Here is a 14,328-nt window from a genome sequence, read left to right as displayed (position 1 = left end):
GTATACGGGATGGTTATGGTCAAGTTTATTGCGGGCGGCTGTTTAGCCTTATTATCGGCGTATTCATCGGCTGCGGGTATCACGCTGCAGTGTGATGAATACCGCGCCAGCGTCGAACCGGATGGGCTCACTGTCAATGGTCGACATTACACGAATCCACAGGAGAATCCGTATGATATCTCCGATCAATATTCCGGCCGCTCGCTGATTTATACCGACAGCCAGGATCAAAATAAGGCTACCAACTGGGCGGCGATCCATATCATCACGCAGATCGAAACGGGTAAAAAAGCCTTCTTCTATGCGGACAGCAAGCACACCAACGATAAAGCGATCGTCTGCACCCGCGAAAACGCAGAGGAATAGTACACGGGCAGCCTGCCTGGGATAGCGCCTTTACCCAATCACCCGCCAGCGGCTTTTATGTGAGTTTAAAATCCCTCCAGTAACTGGAGTTGCTTAAAGGTTAGCGGGCGGGAAAAGGTGTACCCCTGAATACCGCCGGCGTTATACCTGTTAAGCAGAGCGAGGTCGGCTGTGCTATCCACGCCTTCACAAATCACGTTCGTCCCGGCAGGTATTACGCTGTCAATGAAACGGTGCAGTGTTGAAAGTTTTGCCGGGTGGCGGGCAATGCCATCGACAAGGGAGCGATCGATTTTAATAGTATTGAACGCAAACAATTGCAGGCGCTCTGCATGTTCATTTCCACAGCCAAATTTACCGAGTGAAACCATAAAGCCATACTCTTTGGCTTTCTTTAATGAAGGTAACTTACTGATAAATTGAGGATAAGTCATTTTGTCACTGACCTCAATTTCGATACGTTGCGGGGCAATATTACTGTGCTGGCAGCGTTCAAGGAGCTGGGTAAGATGATCCATATCATTAGCCAGCTGCGACGATAAAATGAATGAAACCGTCATTGTTTCTTTCATTTTTAGTACATGACAAATAACTTCAAAAATAAAATCGGTTACTTTTCTGCTGACCGCCGTTTCTTCCAGCAGAGCGGCTATTTGCTCTGCGGGAATGAGAAAATCCTCAGCGTTATAAAATTGCGCCACCGCTTGATAGCGGAGAATGTTTTTTCCTGAGAGAGTAATGATGGGATGAAACTCTGCCGTCATCAGGAATTTTCTGCCATTAATTTCCAGTGTGTTAATTTTCATTTTCCTGATTTCGCCCTTACTCAAAAGAACAGGACATTCTTAATAAACAATTTTCAATTCTACACAGGCCCTGATAATGATTGAAAATTGTTTTAAATGATCGATTATCTTATTTTGATAGTCTATATCTATTACTATCATGAAAATGATCGCTTAAATCTATAAATTAACAAAGAAGATTATTCTTAATATTTATATTTTGGCGGTTTTGTGGTGGTTAGACTTACAATGAGTTTGTGTTAGGTTGTTGTTTTGTTGTGAGAAAGGTAACTGGCCGCCAATATGCTTAACGCGCTCCTGCCCGATGTTTGGCTTATGACAATAAAGCACGAATGAATTAACAATATTAACCATTAGTAAGATGTCTGCTGGTAATGCACGCGTGTTTATAAGCCTGGATCTTTATTCGTTTTTTGGGCCTTGCTGTTTAACCGAGGTATTGAAGGTGTATTCAGGATGCGTTTAAAAATAGATGGCCAAACATAAAAATATAATGACAGTTTTATGACAGTAATAACCTGGTCTCGAATAACAAGAAGAACGAACGGGAAACGTATTTCCCGTCCGGTTAATTAAAGGGTTAGCAATAGACTATCGCCGGGTGGGCTAATTACCTGGCTTTCGCAATGTAATGAGGGATCAACAATGTTGTTTCATGAAATCGACGATCAATTGTGAAACACATTCAGGATTTTCCCGGTTACTGATATGCGCCGCATTTGGAATCAGCGTGAATTGACAACCTAATGCTTCAGCCATCTGTCGCCCTTCCACGGGCGGGCGCGGCAGATCCAGTTCACCAGTTGCCACATGCGCCGGACAAGCCACAGAATCCAGAATGGTCATCCGATCTGGTCGACCGAAAATCAATTTACCGAGCGGCACAATACTGCTGCGAAGTTGCTCAGCAGAAAGTGAGGAAAGATAAGCGGTGAGTTGCTGAACATCTGCGGGCGCGGCAAACTGCGAATAAAATTGACCGACGATATAGTCGAGTAACTCCGGGGGAAGGGTGCCAGTCGCATCGATGGCGTTGAGCATCGCGAAATAACGCTCTCGCGCCAGATCGGTTTCATCGCCGATAAAGGTATCAAATAACATCATCGCCTTAACCCGCGCAGGTGCGGCGGCAGCGAGTTCTGCTCCCCACATTCCACCAACCGACAAGCCGACCACGGCAAACTGGTCGATATTGAGCGAATCCATTAAAGCCAAATGGTCTGCAGCAATATCGGCCAGAGAGGAGGGGGAGCCTGGCAACGCGGGGGATTCGCCATGTCCCCACAAATCTGGCGCTATCACACGAAAGTGCTGGCTGAGCGTTTCAATTTGCGGCGACCACATCGATTTATCAAACAAATAGCTGTGGCCCAACAGCACGGGAAAACCCGTTCCGCTATCTAAATAAGACATCATTGGTTTTGCATTCATCAATACTCTCCTTGTTTGATGGCTCAGCGACGTGAGCGCATTTTCAAAAAAACGAAGATAACTGACTTCATCTGAGAAATGAGGGAGTAATTTCTTATTTTTTGAACGTTTTTTCTTATCCCAGTGCCATTTTCGCTAGAGCGGCCAGAACACCATAACCTCACTCCGGCGTGGAGATAGTTGGGTAAAGCAAGGTTTCCAGGAAGCTGGCTACTATCCATAGCGTTTCGCTGAAAATTGACCATAACCCCACCACCAGAACCACCACCGCGAGCAGTAACAAAATCAACGCTGTTTTATCCATAACTTGCTCAAATGTGGTAAAAAATCCTCGCTTTCGGACACTCATTCCAGCATCCAGTTCAACTTTTTACTATGACTATTTTGCCGTCGACGTGCGGCCTATTGATATCACTGGAGATTAATTTAATAACGCAAAGCGCCGAAGTTTGGGTTATGCGTCTAAGACGCCGTTATGCGCAAAGATAATGTTTTGATAAGCGGGTCACTTTTTACAGTAAAAAATACCGAAACCCTATCTCAATAATAGGCATTGGCTATACATCTTTTCGTTTTCATCTCTTACTCGCCGCTGTGCCCGCTAAAGTCATTATTTATCAATTTATTAAACAAATTTTCACTTACCTGTAAAGCCTTTGCGCAGAGTCTATGCTTATACCATGTGCCGAAAAAAGGGGCTTGTGGGGAATAACCCTTCGGAAAAGAGGTTGAAGTGATAATCATTATCACTAACATAGCATTATGAACCTTTGATCTGCTGATGTGAGGTAAACGATGGAATCATTTAATCCGCAAGATTTTACGTGGCGGGGGCTAACCATGACACCCGCTGCTGCAGAACATATCCGTGCGCTGGCCAGTAAGCAGGCCGGCGTGCTCGGCGTACGGCTGGGTATCAAGCAGACGGGTTGCGCAGGTTTTGGCTATGTACTCGATACCGTGACGGAGCCGAACGAAGACGATTTGCTTTACGAATCTGACGGCGCACGCCTTTACGTACCGCTGCAAGCGATGCCGTTTATCGACGGCACCGAAGTGGATTACGTGCGTGAAGGTTTAAATCAGATCTTCAAATTTCATAACCCGAAAGCCCAGCACGAATGCGGCTGTGGCGAAAGTTTCGGGGTATAGGCGGTACTATGTCTCGTAATACTGAAGCAACTGACGATGTTAAAATCTGGACCGGCGGCAACCTCAATTATAAAGAGGGCTTTTTTACCCGGTTGAGCACCGACGAGCTGGCAAAAGGCATCAATGAAGATGTCGTGCGGGCCATTTCAGCGAAACGCAACGAGCCAGATTGGATGCTCGAATTCCGCCTGAACGCCTTCCGCGCGTGGCTGGAGATGGAAGAACCGCACTGGCTGAAAGCGCAGTACGAAAAACTGGATTATCAGGATTACAGTTACTACTCCGCACCGTCCTGTGGCAATTGCGACGACACGTGCGCCTCGCAGCCCGGTGCGGTGCAACAGACCGGTGCAAATGCCTGGCTGACGGAAGAGGTCGAAGAGGCCTTTAACCAGCTTGGCGTTCCGGTACGCGAAGGTAAAGACGTGGCGGTCGACGCCATTTTTGACTCCGTCTCGGTGGCAACGACGTACCGGGAAAAATTGTCGGAGCAAGGGATCATCTTCTGCTCGTTCGGCGAGGCGATCCATGACCACCCGGAACTGGTTAAAAAATACCTCGGAACGGTGGTGCCTTCCAATGACAACTTTTTCGCCGCGCTTAACGCCGCCGTCGCCTCTGACGGAACGTTTATCTATATCCCGAAAGGCGTGCGTTGCCCGATGGAACTGTCGACCTATTTCCGCATTAACGCGGAAAAAACCGGCCAGTTCGAGCGCACCATTCTGGTGGCGGATGAAGGAAGCTACGTCAGCTATATCGAAGGATGTTCCGCACCAGTGCGCGACAGCTATCAACTGCACGCGGCAGTGGTGGAAGTGATCATCCACAAAGACGCGGAAGTGAAATACTCCACGGTGCAGAACTGGTTCCCGGGGGATAACAACACCGGCGGCATTCTCAACTTTGTGACCAAGCGTGCGCTGTGCGAAGGCGAAAACAGCAAGATGTCGTGGACGCAATCTGAGACGGGCTCGGCCATCACCTGGAAATACCCGAGCTGCATTCTGCGCGGCGATAACTCGATCGGTGAGTTCTTCTCCGTCGCGCTGACCAGCGGGCATCAGCAGGCGGATACCGGCACCAAGATGATCCATATCGGCAAGAACACCAAATCGACGATTATTTCCAAAGGGATCTCCGCCGGACACAGCCAGAACAGCTATCGCGGGCTGGTGAAAATCATGCCGACAGCGACCAATGCCCGTAATTTCACCCAGTGCGACTCGATGCTGATTGGCCCGGATTGCGGGGCGCACACCTTCCCGTATGTCGAGTGCCGTAATAACAGCGCGCAGCTTGAGCATGAAGCCACGACATCGCGTATTGGTGAAGACCAGCTCTTCTACTGTCTGCAACGCGGGATCAGTGAAGACGATGCCATTTCCATGATCGTCAACGGCTTCTGTAAAGACGTTTTCTCTGAACTGCCGCTGGAGTTTGCCGTTGAAGCGCAAAAACTGCTGGCTATCAGCCTTGAACACAGCGTCGGTTAAGAATTAAAGGATAAGAAATGTTAAGTATTAAAGACTTGCAGGTAAGCGTTGAAGATAAAGAGATCCTGCGCGGCCTGAGCCTGGACGTGCGTCCTGGTGAAGTCCACGCGATTATGGGGCCGAACGGTTCCGGGAAAAGTACGCTTTCCGCGACGCTGGCCGGACGTGAAGATTACGAAGTGGTAGGTGGCAGCGTCGAGTTTAAAGGCAAAGATTTGCTGGAGCTTTCGCCGGAAGAGCGTGCCGGTGAAGGGGTGTTTATGGCGTTCCAGTATCCGGTAGAGATCCCAGGGGTCAGTAACCAGTTTTTCCTGCAAACGGCGCTTAATGCGGTGCGTGAATATCGCGGCGAAGAGGCGCTGGATCGCTTTGACTTCCAGGATCTAATGGAAGAAAAAATTAAGCTTCTGAAAATGCCGGAAGATCTGCTTACCCGTTCGGTCAATGTCGGTTTCTCCGGCGGTGAGAAAAAACGTAACGACATCCTGCAGATGGCGGTGCTGGAACCCGATCTGTGCATTCTGGATGAAACGGACTCCGGTCTTGATATTGATGCGCTGAAAATTGTTGCCGAAGGGGTGAATGCACTGCGTGACGAAAAACGCGCATTTATCATTGTTACGCACTACCAGCGGATCCTGGATTACATCAAACCGGATTTTGTACACGTGTTGTATCAGGGGCGCATCGTGAAATCCGGTGATTTCACGCTGGTTAAGCAACTGGAGGAGCAGGGCTATGGCTGGCTTACCGAACAGCAGTAACGCGCTGCAACAGTGGCATCATCTGTTTGAAACGCAGGGCGGTGCGCGTTCTGAATCGGCGCAGCAGCATCTGCAGCAAATGCTGCGTTTAGGGTTGCCGACACGCAAACATGAAAACTGGAAATACACGCCGCTGGAAGGCTTACTGAACAGCCAGTTTGTGAGTACCTCTGGCACGATTGGTGCCGGGCAGCGCGATACGCTGGCATTGCCGGTGGATGCCGTACGACTGGTGTTTGTCGATGGTCAGTTTAACGCGGCGCTGAGCGATGACACCGCGGGTTCTGGTTTTGAGGTCAAATTTGCCGATGTGCGGGAGGCGCTGCCTGCGCCGGTGCAGCCGGAAGTGTTCCTGCATCTGACAGAAAGCCTGGCGCAGAGCGTGACCTGGATTCAGGTAGCGCGTAACCAGCGTCCTGCTAAACCGTTGCTGCTTATGCATATTACTCAAGGGCTGGCGGGCGACGAGATGAATACCGCCCATTATCGCCACCATCTTGAGCTTGCCCAGGGGGCGGAAGCGACAATTTACGAACATTACGTCAGCCTGAACGATGCGCGCCACTTTACGGGCTCACGCCTGACGATGAATGTGGCGGCGAATGCGCACCTGCACCACGTCAAACTGGCGTTTGAAAATCCGCAAAGCTACCACTTTGCGCACAATGACATCTTGCTTGCGGCGGATGCGGCGGCAGATAGCCACAGTTTCCTGCTCGGCGGCGCGGTGTTGCGCCACAACACCAGCACGCAACTTAATGGCGAAAACACGCAGTTGCGCATCAACAGCCTGGCGATGCCGGTGAAAGCGGAAGTGTGCGATACCCGCACCTGGCTTGAGCATAATCAGGGCTACTGCAACAGCCGCCAGCTACATAAAACCATCGTCAGCGATAAAGGCCGCGCGGTGTTTAATGGCCTGATCAAAGTTGCGCAACATGCCATCAAAACCGACGGGCAGATGACCAATAATAATCTGTTGCTCGGACGCCTGGCGGAGGTGGATACCAAGCCACAACTGGAAATTTATGCCGATGATGTGAAATGCAGCCACGGTGCGACGGTAGGCCGCATTGATGATGAACAGATGTTTTATTTGCGCTCGCGCGGCATCAATCAACAGGCGGCGCAACAGATGATAATCCATGCTTTCGCGGCTGAACTGACGGAAGCCATTAGCGACGAAGCATTGAAACAACAGGTTCTGGCGCGTATCAGCCAGCGCCTGGCAGGGGGCAGAGTATGAGTTTTCCCGTGAACGCCGTTCGCGCCGATTTCCCGGTGCTGCAGCGTGAAGTGAACGGACTACCGTTGGCCTATCTCGACAGCGCGGCCAGTGCGCAAAAACCGAACCAGGTCATTGATGCCGAAGCTGAATTTTTCCGCCACGGGTATGCGGCGGTACACCGCGGTATTCATACGCTCAGTGCGGAAGCCACCCAGCGAATGGAAAACGTGCGGGTGCAGGCCGCGGCGTTCCTTAACGCACGGTTGCCGGAAGAGCTGGTGTTTGTGCGCGGCACGACCGAAGGAATTAACCTGGTGGCGAACAGCTGGGGTAACAGCCAGGTGCGCGCGGGCGACAACATTATCATTAGCGCGATGGAACACCACGCCAATATCGTTCCGTGGCAGATGCTGTGCGAGCGCGTGGGCGCGGAGTTACGCGTGATCCCGCTTAACCAGGATGGCACGCTGCAACAGGATGTGTTGCCAACGTTGCTGGATGAACGCTCGCGGCTGCTGGCGATCACGCAGGTGTCGAACGTGCTGGGCACCGAAAACCCGGTAGCGGAAATCATTGCGCTGGCGCATCAGCATGGTGCGAAAGTGCTGGTGGACGGCGCGCAGGCGGTCATGCACCATCCGGTGGATGTGCAGGCGCTGGATTGCGATTTTTATGTTTTCTCCGGGCATAAACTGTATGGGCCTACGGGTATTGGCGTGTTATATGCCAAAGAGGCTATCTTGCAGGATATGCCGCCGTGGGAAGGGGGCGGCTCGATGATCGCCACCGTGAGCCTGACCGAAGGCACAACTTATGCGAAAGCGCCGTGGCGTTTTGAAGCCGGTACGCCGAACACAGGCGGCATTATCGGGCTTGGTGCGGCAATTGAGTATGTCCGCAAGCTGGGGCTGGAAGCGATTGGTGAATACGAGCAGACGCTGATGCATTACGCACTCAATGCGCTGGCGGATGTGCCGGATCTGACGCTTTATGGCCCGGCGCAGCGCAAGGGCGTCATCGCGTTTAATCTCGGGAAACACCACGCCTATGATGTCGGCAGTTTTCTCGATAATTACGGCGTTGCGGTGCGCACCGGCCATCACTGTGCGATGCCGCTGATGGCGTTTTACCATGTTCCCGCCATGTGTCGCGCGTCACTGGTTATGTACAATACGGAAGAAGAGGTGGATCGTCTGGTAACTGGCCTGAAACGCATTCATCAGTTACTGGGCTAACGTGAGAGGCAAAAATGGCCGCATTACCCGATAAAGAGAAACTGCTGCGCAATTTTAGCCGCTGTGCCAACTGGGAAGAGAAGTACCTCTATATTATTGAGCTGGGGCAGCGTCTACCGGAATTAAGCGCCGACGCACACAATCCTGAGAACGTTATTCAGGGCTGTCAGAGCCAGGTCTGGATTGTCATGCACCGCAATGAAGCGGGGGTGATTGAGCTGGCAGGCGACAGTGACGCCGCGATTGTCAAAGGACTTATTGCCATCGTCTTTGTGCTCTATCAGCAGATGACCGCGCAGGATATTGTGGCGTTTGACGTGCGCCCGTGGTTTGAAAAGATGTCCCTCACGCAACATTTGACGCCTTCTCGCTCACAGGGGCTTGAGGCGATGATCCGCGCGATTCGCAACAAAGCCGCCAACATTAGCTAAACTTAAAAGACCATTTTTCATCCTGTTACGATGCGAGGCGTTATACGCCTCGCTGGATCTTCAGCTTTCTGACACCTTGTCAGTGGATACAGGAACTTCAGTATGAAACGCGCGTCTTTGCTCTCCTTATGTCTTTTCGGCGCTTTAAGCGCACTCCAGGTGGCTCGTGCGGCAGAATATCCTCTGCCTGCCGACGGGAGCCGCGTTATTGGACAAAACCAGACTTACACCGTGCAGGCGGGGGATAAAAACCTGCAGGCCATCGCCCGTCATTTCGACACGGCAGCAATGTTGATCCTTGAAGCCAATAACACGATTGCACCCGTACCGAGGCCGGGTACGATCGTCACCATCCCTTCACAAATGATTTTGCCCGATACGCCGCGCGAAGGGATTGTGGTTAATCTGGCCGAGTTGCGGCTGTATTATTTCCCGCCTGGGAAAAATAGTGTGCAGGTGTACCCGATAGGTATTGGCCAACAGGGGCTGGAAACGCCGGTTTCGGTGACGCGGGTCAGCCAGAAGATCCCGAACCCAACCTGGACACCGACAGCGGGCATTCGCGCGCGTTCATTAGCCAACGGCATTGAATTGCCACCGGTGATACCCGCAGGGCCAAATAACCCCTTAGGGCGCTTTGCGCTGCGTCTGGGGATTGGCAATGGCGAATATCTTATCCACGGTACCAATGCGCCGGACAGCGTTGGGTTACGGGTCAGCTCAGGCTGTATCCGCATGAATGCACCGGATATCCAGGCGCTGTTTGCACAGGTTGCGGCTGGTACGCGCGTGACGATTATCAACGAACCGGTGAAATACACCGTAGAGCCTGACGGGCGGCACTTTATTGAAGTGCATCGTCCGCTGGCACAAAAGGTTGAAGAAAATACGCAGACGGTGCCGATCACCTTCTCTCCCGCGCTGGAAGCGTTTATTCATAATGCCGGCGGTGATAGTGGCATGATTACGCAGGCGTTGAATCGCAGGGCGGGTTATCCGATAGCGATTCCGGTTAAGACAGCGGCGGCAGCGTCGAAAGAAAGTGTGTTGTCCGTACAGAACAATGCGAAAGGTACGACGGTGGATTCAGAAGCCCAACAGGAGGCGGTAACGCAGTAGGCGAACAGGAAGGGCAAATTACAGGCAAAAAAAATGGCGCACCGAGTGCGCCATTTCATTACAGGAACTCTTACTTACGGTAAGAGTGAGCCTGGTTGTCCAGACGCTGGTTAGCGCGAGCTGCGTCATCTTTAGCAGCCTGAACGTCGGAACGGATTGCGTTCACGTCGTTGCTCAGCTGGTCAACTTTAGCGTTCAGAGTCTGAACGTCAGAAGACAGCTGATCGATTTTAGCATTGCTGGAGCAACCAGCCAGCAGAGTAGAACCCAGGATTACCGCGCCCAGTACCAGTTTAGTACGATTCATTATTAATACCCTCTAGATTGAGTTAATCTCCATGTAGCGTTACAAGTATTACACAAAGTTTTTTAGGTTGAGAATATTTTTTTGATGGGAATCCACTTAAATTTGATCGTTCGCTCAAAGAAGCACCGACTTTCAATAAAAGGTTAAAAAACGCGTGTTAAAACAGCGAGCTTCCATCGGATTCATCTTAGATAATGGCCAGTTTAAATAGTGAAATCCGATTGGATTTTTTATTTTAAATGGGGGCGGGAATATAAAAAAAAGCGCCGCAAGGGCGCTTTTTTAATCAGTCTGAATTGTCCGGCGATTATTACAGAACGTGGACAGAAGCCGTGTTTGTAGTGCCGCTCGGAACCAGTGCGCCGGAAACCATAACAACTACGTCGCCTTTGCTTGCCAGGCCGCTTTCCAGCGCCACTTCTTTACCCAGACGGTAGAAATCATCTGTAGAAGAGATCTCTTTCACCAGCTGCGGGATAACGCCTTTGCTCAGCACCAGCTGACGTGCGGTCACTTCGTTGGTGGTCAGCGCCAGAATAGTGGCGTCCGGGAAATATTTACGTACAGCGCGGGCAGATTTGCCGCCCTGAGTCGCAACAACAATCAGCGGAGCTTCCAGTTTTTCAGCGGTTTCAACAGCGCCACGGCAAACCGCTTCCGTGATGCGCAGTTTACGGCTGTCGTTGTTGAAATCCAGACGGCTGGTCATCACGCGATCGGTACGCTCGCAAATGGTGGCCATAATGGTCACCGCTTCCAGCGGATATTTCCCTTTAGCGGATTCGCCAGACAGCATCACGGCGTCGGTGCCGTCGAGGATGGCGTTCGCCACGTCGCCAGCTTCAGCGCGGGTCGGACGCGGGTTTTTAATCATGGAGTCGAGCATCTGGGTCGCAGTGATAACGACTTTGCGAGCGCGGATACATTTTTCAATCATCATCTTCTGCGCGAAGATCACTTCTTCAACCGGGATTTCTACGCCCAGGTCGCCGCGCGCAACCATGATGCCGTCAGAGGCTTCGAGGATTTCGTCGAAGTTGTTCAGGCCTTCCTGGTTTTCAATTTTGGAGATGATCTGGATGTTCTCGCCACCGTGAGCTTTCAGATGCTCACGAATTTCAACCACGTCAGAACGTTTACGGATAAAGGAGGCCGCAACAAAGTCGACGCCTTGTTCGCAACCGAAGATCAGGTCTTGCTTATCTTTTTCAGCCAGCGCCGGCAGGGCGATGGAAACGCCTGGCAGGTTAACGCCTTTGTTTTCACCGAGGTCGCCGTTGTTCAGCACTTTACAGATAACTTTATTGCCAACGATTTCGGTCACTTCCATACCGATCAGACCATCGTCTACCAGTACGGTGTTGCCAACGCTCAGATCGTTGGTGAAACCTTCGTAGGTCACGGCAACCGTATCCGCGTTGCCGACAACAGATTTGTCAGTGGTGAAGGTGAAAGTCTGACCTGCTTTCAGGGAGACGTCGTTGCCACCTTCCAGCTTGATGGTGCGGATTTCCGGACCTTTGGTGTCCAGCAGAATTGCCGCTTTTTTACCGGTTTTGCTCATCACGTTGCGCAGGTTTTTGATGCGCTGGCCGTGCTCAGCATAGTCACCGTGAGAGAAGTTTAAACGCATGACGTTCATGCCAGCGTCCAGCATTTTCGCCAGCATCTCTTCGGATTCGGTTTTCGGACCGATGGTGCAAACAATTTTGGTCTTTTTCATGACAGTTCTGGTCTTTAAGTTTGAGTTGAGAAGGATTGGGAATTTACGCTCCGGTTAGCGCACGGCTCCGGAGTCAAACCTGTGTTGCGAAAAGAGCGATGCCACAGTCTAAGGATAGGTGACATCAAAAAAGCGTGCAGAAGAATGTGTGCCTGAGATTCAGCCAGATCGGGGAAAAATTGATGTGAGTAATTTGTTTTACAGTTCAATCAGCTGAATCCATTCAAATTAGGATGGCGGCATTATAGCGTCGACATCGACAGAAAGGAATTAAAAACGCCGTTTCAAAATACGAATTTATCATCATTGTCGATTTGTTGTGTAACCGTTATCACAAAATTGCGCAACCGTTGCGTAGCCGAGGCAGCCCGCAGCCTGGCCATCGTAATGGCATCAGTTTGAACCACTCTCACGCCGTGTTATTTATCTTCTACGGCTCCGCTTATTTACTTTCTCGCCTCCTGAGATTGAAAAATAAACAATAAGATTTTTCTGTTTGTTTTTTATGCGCAAGGGGTTGTGGGTATTAATTTAATAAAAAATGTGCGCCAGTTTGCTTTTTAATTAATCGCCGGGGCGGCGGGTTTTTACTTCTCTCTTTTGCATCAGCGAGGCGGATATATCTAATGAGTACTGCTTAAAAGGGTGGAAATATATTTTATATTTCTGAATTAACATCACGTTTTTGCATGAAATTTGTTTTAAGGATAATCTTAAAATGCTTGCTTTTGTTTATGGTTAACTGCTTGTTTTTTATTAAAAAGTAGAATGAATTGCGAAAGTAGTGAAAAACTAAATTGTTGATACTTATGGTCTTTAACTTTTAGAAAGAATTTGCAATAAAACGCCTTGTTACTACTCTTAAGCGACTCTTGATGAGACCCGAAAAATTTATAAAAAATTTCGTTCCGGATTATTAACTCCGGAGGTCGGCTGGTGCCTGCTTATTATTTACTGCCAGCCTTATTAAATGCGTTTACTCATGATGAAGGTTGGGTGATGACAACTTCCGCTGTTGCTGGACAGGGATATGCTTTTATTCCGCCGCCAGAAATTCCGACCCAGCAGGGACCGATGGGCATCCTGTACGATTTTAATGACGGTGCCCGGTTATTGTTGCCAGCCGGTAACTGGCGGGTAGAAATAAGCGATGACGAAACGGGAAATATTCTGTTTGCCGACGATGTCGCGCAGGGCTGGGTAATCAGCACAAAAAAATATTACGTGCCGTTTCGTCTGCGGGTCTGGGACGGCGTCCAGCCGGAGCCCGTGCTGGACCACGCTCTGGATATGCGCGGCAAAACGGTACTGATCTCCTTTCCCGGCGGTACGCTGGGCGACCTCATCGGCTGGGTGCCTTACGCTGAACGCTTTCGGCAGACGTACCAGTGCAACGTTCATTGCACCATGGCACAGCCGATCGTCGATCTCTTCAAGCCGGTCTATCCGCAGCTCAATTGTGCTACCCCCGAAGAGTGGCTGGCCGGGCCGGGCGTGAGTGAGCCGCCTTACGCCAGCTGGCGCGTCGGGCTCTTTTTTCACGGCGATCTCGACAAGCAGCCATTTGATTTTCGCGCTGTCGGTCTGCACCGTACCGCCGGACATATTCTCGGCGTCGATCCCACAGAAATCGTTCCGGACCTGCGCCAGCGTAGCGCGCGTCGTATCGCTGAACCCTATGTCTGCATCGCGACCCAGTCCACCAGCCAGGCCAAATTCTGGAACAACGGCAATGGCTGGCATGAAGTGATCGACTATCTGAAAGCGCAGGGCTACCGCGTGCTGTGTATCGACAAAGAGCGCGTGGTAGGCCGCGGGTACATCTGGAACAAAATCCCCCACGGCGCGGAAGATTTCACCGGCAATCTGCCCCTCGCTGAACGCGTGGCGTTGCTGGAACACGCCGAATTTTTTATCGGCCTCGGCAGCGGTCTCTCCTGGCTTGCCTGGGGTTGCCATATTCCGGTGGTGCTGATCAGTGGATTCAGCCTGCCGAACAGCGAATTTCATACCCCCTGGCGCGTCATCAACACCCATGTCTGCAACGGCTGCTGGGATGACGTGCGATTTAATTTTGACCATCAGGACTATTTCTGGTGTCCGCGCCACAAAGGCACGGACCGGCAGTACGAATGCACACGTTTTATCACTGGTAAGCAGGTCATCGGTCATCTTCGTCGGCTGATTGCCCTGCGAAGTAATCCCTTTGGCATCAAAACAACAGCACTGGCAGACCCCGATCAACATGCCGCCTGACGGATGAGAGACGG

Annotated in this window: 15 protein-coding genes; 9 read left to right on the top strand and 6 right to left on the bottom strand. The window is 51.0% G+C overall.

Annotated features, from left to right (window positions below; genetic code table 11):
- Positions 1-15: 15 nt before the first annotated feature.
- The gene (locus H650_RS03430; RefSeq protein ID WP_233500380.1) at positions 16-366 is read left to right on the top strand and encodes a hypothetical protein; all 351 of its coding nucleotides are present in this window, start codon (positions 16-18) and stop codon (positions 364-366) included.
- 65 nt (positions 367-431) lie between these two features.
- Here H650_RS03430 and H650_RS03425 read toward each other — a convergent pair whose 3' ends face one another.
- From H650_RS03425 to H650_RS03415, 3 genes are all read right to left on the bottom strand, one after another.
- Positions 432-1,172 carry an EAL domain-containing protein gene (locus H650_RS03425; RefSeq protein ID WP_016496318.1) on the bottom strand — a complete coding sequence of 247 codons (741 nt, stop codon included), beginning with the start codon at positions 1,170-1,172 and terminating at the stop codon, positions 432-434.
- Between the two features lie 639 nt (positions 1,173-1,811).
- The gene (locus H650_RS03420; RefSeq protein ID WP_016496317.1) at positions 1,812-2,603 is read right to left on the bottom strand and encodes an alpha/beta fold hydrolase; all 792 of its coding nucleotides are present in this window, start codon (positions 2,601-2,603) and stop codon (positions 1,812-1,814) included.
- A 160-nt stretch (positions 2,604-2,763) separates the two neighbouring features.
- Positions 2,764-2,907: an Ecr family regulatory small membrane protein gene (locus tag H650_RS03415; protein ID WP_147271666.1), complete on the bottom strand. Its 144-nt coding sequence runs from the start codon at positions 2,905-2,907 to the stop codon at positions 2,764-2,766.
- Positions 2,908-3,398: 491 nt separating this feature from the next.
- On the opposite strand from H650_RS03415, the gene sufA reads away from it, so the two are divergent.
- From sufA to ldtE, 7 genes are all read left to right on the top strand, one after another.
- Positions 3,399-3,755 (top strand): Fe-S cluster assembly scaffold SufA, encoded by a 357-nt coding sequence (gene sufA, locus H650_RS03410; RefSeq protein ID WP_016496315.1) that lies wholly within the window; start codon positions 3,399-3,401, stop codon positions 3,753-3,755.
- A gap of 8 nt (positions 3,756-3,763) precedes the next feature.
- Positions 3,764-5,251 carry a Fe-S cluster assembly protein SufB gene (sufB, locus tag H650_RS03405; RefSeq protein WP_016496314.1) on the top strand — a complete coding sequence of 496 codons (1,488 nt, stop codon included), beginning with the start codon at positions 3,764-3,766 and terminating at the stop codon, positions 5,249-5,251.
- A 17-nt stretch (positions 5,252-5,268) separates the two neighbouring features.
- Positions 5,269-6,015, top strand: coding sequence for a Fe-S cluster assembly ATPase SufC (gene sufC, locus H650_RS03400; protein WP_016496313.1), 747 nt, complete (start codon positions 5,269-5,271; stop codon positions 6,013-6,015).
- The gene (sufD, locus tag H650_RS03395) at positions 5,990-7,261 is read left to right on the top strand and encodes a Fe-S cluster assembly protein SufD (RefSeq protein WP_016496312.1); all 1,272 of its coding nucleotides are present in this window, start codon (positions 5,990-5,992) and stop codon (positions 7,259-7,261) included. The genes sufC and sufD overlap by 26 nt, the downstream gene beginning before the upstream one ends.
- The gene (gene sufS, locus H650_RS03390; protein WP_016496311.1) at positions 7,258-8,478 is read left to right on the top strand and encodes a cysteine desulfurase SufS; all 1,221 of its coding nucleotides are present in this window, start codon (positions 7,258-7,260) and stop codon (positions 8,476-8,478) included. Before sufD ends, sufS begins: the two co-directional genes overlap by 4 nt.
- A 14-nt stretch (positions 8,479-8,492) precedes the next feature.
- On the top strand, positions 8,493-8,909 hold the full coding sequence (gene sufE / locus H650_RS03385) for a cysteine desulfuration protein SufE (RefSeq protein ID WP_016496310.1): 417 nt from the start codon (positions 8,493-8,495) through the stop codon (positions 8,907-8,909).
- A 102-nt stretch (positions 8,910-9,011) separates the two neighbouring features.
- Positions 9,012-10,028, top strand: a complete 1,017-nt coding sequence (gene ldtE / locus H650_RS03380) for a L,D-transpeptidase LdtE (RefSeq protein ID WP_016496309.1) — start codon at positions 9,012-9,014, stop codon at positions 10,026-10,028.
- A 70-nt stretch (positions 10,029-10,098) separates the two neighbouring features.
- Here ldtE and H650_RS03375 read toward each other — a convergent pair whose 3' ends face one another.
- From H650_RS03375 to ynhH, 3 genes are all read right to left on the bottom strand, one after another.
- Positions 10,099-10,335 (bottom strand): major outer membrane lipoprotein, encoded by a 237-nt coding sequence (locus H650_RS03375; protein ID WP_007374746.1) that lies wholly within the window; start codon positions 10,333-10,335, stop codon positions 10,099-10,101.
- A 310-nt stretch (positions 10,336-10,645) separates the two neighbouring features.
- Entirely contained in the window at positions 10,646-12,058 is a 1,413-nt protein-coding gene (gene pykF, locus H650_RS03370) for a pyruvate kinase PykF (RefSeq protein WP_016496308.1), read from the bottom strand.
- 14 nt (positions 12,059-12,072) lie between these two features.
- A complete protein-coding gene (ynhH, locus tag H650_RS26055; protein ID WP_419177756.1) occupies positions 12,073-12,267 on the bottom strand; it encodes a protein YnhH in 195 nt (64 codons plus the stop codon).
- Between the two features lie 790 nt (positions 12,268-13,057).
- Here ynhH and H650_RS03365 point away from each other — a divergent pair.
- Positions 13,058-14,314, top strand: a complete 1,257-nt coding sequence (locus tag H650_RS03365; RefSeq protein ID WP_044489667.1) for an autotransporter strand-loop-strand O-heptosyltransferase — start codon at positions 13,058-13,060, stop codon at positions 14,312-14,314.
- Positions 14,315-14,328 lie beyond the last annotated feature (14 nt).

It is taken from the genome of Enterobacter sp. R4-368 (assembly GCF_000410515.1).
Classification (GTDB): domain Bacteria; phylum Pseudomonadota; class Gammaproteobacteria; order Enterobacterales; family Enterobacteriaceae; genus Kosakonia.
Note: the sequence above shows the minus strand (reverse complement) of the source record. Positions and strands in the feature narration are given on the sequence as shown.

What these genes read in the sequence shown, in the direction of transcription:
- H650_RS03430 (WP_233500380.1), top strand. Translation starts at nt 16, where the DNA reads ATGGTCAAGTTTATTGCGGGCGGCTGTTTAGCCTTATTATCGGCGTAT.
- H650_RS03425 (WP_016496318.1), bottom strand. Translation starts at nt 1,172, where the DNA reads ATGAAAATTAACACACTGGAAATTAATGGCAGAAAATTCCTGATGACG.
- H650_RS03420 (WP_016496317.1), bottom strand. Translation starts at nt 2,603, where the DNA reads ATGAATGCAAAACCAATGATGTCTTATTTAGATAGCGGAACGGGTTTT.
- H650_RS03415 (WP_147271666.1), bottom strand. Translation starts at nt 2,907, where the DNA reads ATGGATAAAACAGCGTTGATTTTGTTACTGCTCGCGGTGGTGGTTCTG.
- sufA (WP_016496315.1), top strand. Translation starts at nt 3,399, where the DNA reads ATGGAATCATTTAATCCGCAAGATTTTACGTGGCGGGGGCTAACCATG.
- sufB (WP_016496314.1), top strand. Translation starts at nt 3,764, where the DNA reads ATGTCTCGTAATACTGAAGCAACTGACGATGTTAAAATCTGGACCGGC.
- sufC (WP_016496313.1), top strand. Translation starts at nt 5,269, where the DNA reads ATGTTAAGTATTAAAGACTTGCAGGTAAGCGTTGAAGATAAAGAGATC.
- sufD (WP_016496312.1), top strand. Translation starts at nt 5,990, where the DNA reads ATGGCTGGCTTACCGAACAGCAGTAACGCGCTGCAACAGTGGCATCAT.
- sufS (WP_016496311.1), top strand. Translation starts at nt 7,258, where the DNA reads ATGAGTTTTCCCGTGAACGCCGTTCGCGCCGATTTCCCGGTGCTGCAG.
- sufE (WP_016496310.1), top strand. Translation starts at nt 8,493, where the DNA reads ATGGCCGCATTACCCGATAAAGAGAAACTGCTGCGCAATTTTAGCCGC.
- ldtE (WP_016496309.1), top strand. Translation starts at nt 9,012, where the DNA reads ATGAAACGCGCGTCTTTGCTCTCCTTATGTCTTTTCGGCGCTTTAAGC.
- H650_RS03375 (WP_007374746.1), bottom strand. Translation starts at nt 10,335, where the DNA reads ATGAATCGTACTAAACTGGTACTGGGCGCGGTAATCCTGGGTTCTACT.
- pykF (WP_016496308.1), bottom strand. Translation starts at nt 12,058, where the DNA reads ATGAAAAAGACCAAAATTGTTTGCACCATCGGTCCGAAAACCGAATCC.
- H650_RS03365 (WP_044489667.1), top strand. Translation starts at nt 13,058, where the DNA reads ATGACAACTTCCGCTGTTGCTGGACAGGGATATGCTTTTATTCCGCCG.